This is a genomic window from Methyloglobulus sp., assembly GCF_040079455.1.
Classification (GTDB): Bacteria; Pseudomonadota; Gammaproteobacteria; order Methylococcales; family Methylomonadaceae; genus Methyloglobulus.
In genome coordinates this window covers 1-4378 of record NZ_JBEBKJ010000148.1, presented here as the reverse complement: position 1 = coordinate 4378, position 4378 = coordinate 1, and the positions used below count along the sequence as shown (strand labels likewise).

Below are 4378 nucleotides of genomic sequence, written 5' to 3'. Positions count from 1 at the left end.
TTTCAGCCGAATACCGCCCATTAAGGTGAATGCCAATTCAAAAAAATCGGCTTTTGACCAGTCAGCCGGAGTTTCTGCTGTTTGTGCAAAGGTCTCAGAATATTGATTTAAAATTCATATACCTTCAAACCATTTTTCATCAATTGAAATTTTTTCAATTAATTCTACATTTACACCTAAATTCAGCTCTTTTAATTTCTCAACTAGTTTTTCACCATCAATTAAATCAATAGTCGGTGTACCGTCACGAGTCGCCTCTTTAATAGCGTCTCTTGTAAAATAACCCGTTGTTATAAATAGACCTTTATCAGTTCTTCCAACCATTGCACCACGAAAATCTCTTATATGCCCGGCTGAAACGGCACCTTGATATTTTTTACATTGAAAAACAATATGAAAACTTAGAATTCCATTAATTTTTGCAATTCCTTTGCCGTCAACGCCACCATCACCAGACCTTCCTGTTACTTCAACTTGTGAAAAGCCTTTTTCCCTTAAAAAACGTTGTATTAATCTTTCAAAAGCATCGGGAGTTAGTTTTTCAATTAAAATTTTTTGAAGTTTAGATTTCCAGTTTTCTTCAAGATCTTCTTGTTGGTAGGCTGATAATTGTATTTTTGGTAAGTTTATTCCCTCAACTGAGGTATTGCTATTATCAACTAATGCCCAAATACCTCTTTTTGAATTTGTGATATACCCATTGCTTCGAAGCATGGTTCTTGACCAAGCTAATTGGTATTCCAGTTCTGTTTGCCCACCCTCTTTATTCTTGATATGCGGAATATTTACAAGTTCTTCTGGAATTTGGAGATTTATAATAATTTTTTCATTGATTTCTTCAATAGAACCGGAACCGCCAAGTTCAACAAGAGCCTGTAAAACAGGATTCAATAATTGTTCTCTTGTGGGTATCTTTTTCATATAATTTTATACCGGTATTTTCATGTTAGTATTTGTTTTATATGTAAATTATTTAAAGTTGTTATTTTCAAACCAGTGCTGAACAGTTAATTCCAAAGGAATGTGGCTGGGTTGTTGGCGTAATATTGCAATGGGTTGGGCTTCTGGTCACGGGTAGCTTAGGGCTTTACCTTCGGGATGTAACGTATGTGAGAACCAATTAAATTTCGGAAGGTCTTTTTTAGCTTGCTGCTGGAGGACACCAAAAAGAATTATGCGTTCTCGGTCTTGTGGCGCACCGTATTCAATTGCATTTATTAACCTTTCTGTGCAACTATATCCAGCACTTTTCAGCTGGTGTTTTAAACCATCAAAAAATTGCCTATGCCTTGTAGTCCGATAAAGCCCTTTTACATTCTCAAAAACAAAGAAATCTGGTTTCTGTCTGCAAATTAAATCAATATAGATTTTAGATAATTTGCCATTCTCCCCATGTTGCCCACGATTTTTTCCACCGACAGAGAAATCTGGACATGGAGGACATCCAATAAATCCAACAAGCTGCTTATTTCCTTTTGCCAAATCAACTAAGCGGGTTACACGTTCTGCTTCTTCACCAGCAATACAGCTTTCAATATTGCCTTCAAAGTATCCATGAAGCGGCTGGGGCATACCCATTTTCTGTCTGGAATATTTATATGCCTCAAGAAATGGTTTATGTACTTCATTAACATAACCAATTTCATAGCCCGCTTTTTCAAAACCTAAGTCCAAAAACCCCGCACCAGAGAAAAAAGAAAAAATTATGGGTGCTTTATATTCACTACATTTTTTTTGTTCTGTGTTTATTGCAAAACCATCGGTACTATTTAGTTCTGATACCGTTGTTTGGTTGGATGCGTCAGTGTTATATCTATCCATTATTTTAGGTAACTATAGAATTTATAAAAACGCAGACCTCCCAAACACTCGTGAAATTTTCCGCCACACTAGGTAAAGTGTGGCATTTTAAGTGCGTGGAACACCTCATAAATCACGATTCAAATATACATGATACGGAAATATGCGACAAGGCATTCCAGGAACATCAATGAAATAACCCAGAGGAATCTGGATAATCGGAACAACATTTGCCCCAAATTCCGCCTACTTAGTCATAGCTGTAATGCTTACGCAATGCTTTGACGACTTTCCAATGGCTGTTTAGGCCTTCTGGGAAAACAACTAAGTCACCAGGTAAGATTCGTACAGGTTCGCCGCCTTCTGGTGTCACTAGAATCTCGCCTTCCAGGACATAAGCTGTTTCAGTTGCGTCAAAGTCGATGGGGAATTCTGAGACTTCTTTCTCCCAAATCTCCCAATTCGCCACACCTAATTCTTTCAAACGTTCTTCACTGGGGTTATGTTCTATGGTGATTTGTGGCATGGGTTTCCTTAAATAAAGTGATAGGTTAAGTTTGGATTTTAGCATTTTTCAGGCAACCTTTTGTGCTAATCAAACATATTGGAATCCTTAACTGTTTTTGGCCTTCGCTTATTTTTAAACGACAAATTGCAAACTTGCTAACTTAGCGTACAAACCGCTCTGTTTTAGTAAGTTATCCGGCGATCCAATTTCGACTATACGTCCTTGATCCAAGACGATGATACGGTTGACCTTCTTCACAGTCGCCAGCCGATGGGCAATGATGAGGGTGGTACGACCTTGCATCGCAGCATCTAAGCCTTCTTGCACGAGAATTTCGGATTCTGCATCTAATGCACTGGTGGCTTCATCTAGCAGCAAAAGTGGCGCGTTTTTCAAAATTGCACGGGCAATGGCGATGCGTTGGCGTTGCCCACCCGACAAGCGGGTGCCGCGTTCGCCCAAAAAAGTCCGATAGCCATCTGGTAGACGGCTGATGAATTCTTCTACCTGTGCTGATTTGGCGGCAGCTATGACTTCATTATCGCTGGCATTAGGGCGGCCATAACGAATATTCTCCAGAGCATTAGCGGAAAAAATCACGGAATCTTGCGGGACGATGGCGATGTTGTTACGTAAGTCATGCAAGGAAAGCTGGCGGATGTCTTGCCCATTAAAACGGATAGTGCCTTGCGTGACATCATAAAAGCGCAATAACAGTTGGAACAAGGTGGTCTTACCTGCTCCAGAAGGCCCCACTAGCGCGACGCTTTCACCAGATGCTATGTTGAGCGTAATGTCATCAAGTGCAGCAGTTTGAATGCGCGACGGATAACGGAAGGTGACATTCTCAAATTGAATATCAGCTTTTCCGCGTTGTGGTAGTGGTTGAGGAATCTTGGCTTCGACAATGGCGGACTTAGCATGGAGCAGTTCCAGTAAGCGCCCAGTTGCACCTGCTGCACGCATCACATCACCCCAAACTTCTGCCATCGTGCTTACGCCACCCGCCACCAAGGCCGCATAGAGTATGAAAGAAGTCAGTTGTCCACCCGTCATGCTACCTGTATGTACCAAGTTTGCGCCGATCCATAGCACGAAAATAATCGACCCCATCACTGCCATAATTATAAGTGCCGTCAACGACGCTCTTACACGGCTACGCCGGATGGCTGTCATGAAGCTAATTTCTGCGCTATCAGTAAAGCGTTGGGTTTCGCGCCGTTCTTGTGTATAAGCTTGAACTGTCGGTACAGCATTAAGAATCTCGCCAGCCAATGCCGAAGCATCGGCAATTTTGTCCTGCGACTCACGGGAGAGTTTTTTTACTTTACGTCCAATAGCTAAAATGGGAATTATCAGTATTGCCATCAAGCCTAGATTCAAAGAAAACAGATAAAAGCTAGTCACCGCGAGCATGACCATGCCGCCGACAAACTGGAACAAGCTTCGTAAGCCCATCGAAATGGAACTGCCGACCACGGTCTGAACCAAGGTAGTGTCACCTGTCAGGCGCGATAACACTTCGCCAGTTTGTAAGGTCTCGAAAAATTGTGAAGATTGCAGCAAAACCCGCGCATAAACCGCACTGCGTAAATCCGCAGTTACCCGCTCACCTACCCAACTCACGGTGTAATAACGCGCCGCAATGGTTAATGCCCACAGGCTCGCCAATCCAAACAGCACGGCAAACCGTTCGTCCAAACTCAGCGACCCCAGCAGTCCACCGCTAACATTTTGCCGTTGCCCAAAACCAACGTCGATCAGATCACGAAAAGCCAAAGGAATCAATAATATGGTTGCTGAGCCAAGGCACAGCAACACAAATGCCAGCGCCATTCTTTTACGATAGGGACGTATAAAAGGCCACAAATCTTTAAGCGAAGATACGTGTCTAGTTGAGTCTGGTTGATTTAATTTGGAGATAGACATCCGTGGTCATGTTTGATGGCGTGTTTTTCATTTTCTCATGTCTTGAGACCTTTGCACGACCTCAAGCCCCAAAATGGGTAAAATAAGCCTTTATTCAAGTTCGAGCAATAGCCTATGTCCTGGAAGAACCTAGCCCAAACC

The 4378-nt window shown here is 42.2% G+C and carries 4 protein-coding genes; all 4 read right to left on the bottom strand.

Annotated features, from left to right (window positions below; genetic code table 11):
• Positions 1-114: 114 nt before the first annotated feature.
• Positions 115-921 (bottom strand): restriction endonuclease, encoded by an 807-nt coding sequence (locus ABL924_RS18025; RefSeq protein WP_349028481.1) that lies wholly within the window; start codon positions 919-921, stop codon positions 115-117.
• Positions 922-1068: 147 nt separating this feature from the next.
• Entirely contained in the window at positions 1069-1821 is a 753-nt protein-coding gene (locus tag ABL924_RS18020; protein WP_349028480.1) for a DNA cytosine methyltransferase, read from the bottom strand.
• A 229-nt stretch (positions 1822-2050) separates the two neighbouring features.
• Positions 2051-2326: a cupin domain-containing protein gene (locus tag ABL924_RS18015; RefSeq protein WP_349020402.1), complete on the bottom strand. Its 276-nt coding sequence runs from the start codon at positions 2324-2326 to the stop codon at positions 2051-2053.
• Between the two features lie 114 nt (positions 2327-2440).
• Complete coding sequence (locus ABL924_RS18010) at positions 2441-4237, bottom strand: ABC transporter transmembrane domain-containing protein (RefSeq protein WP_349028479.1); 1797 nt, start codon at positions 4235-4237, stop codon at positions 2441-2443.
• Positions 4238-4378 lie beyond the last annotated feature (141 nt).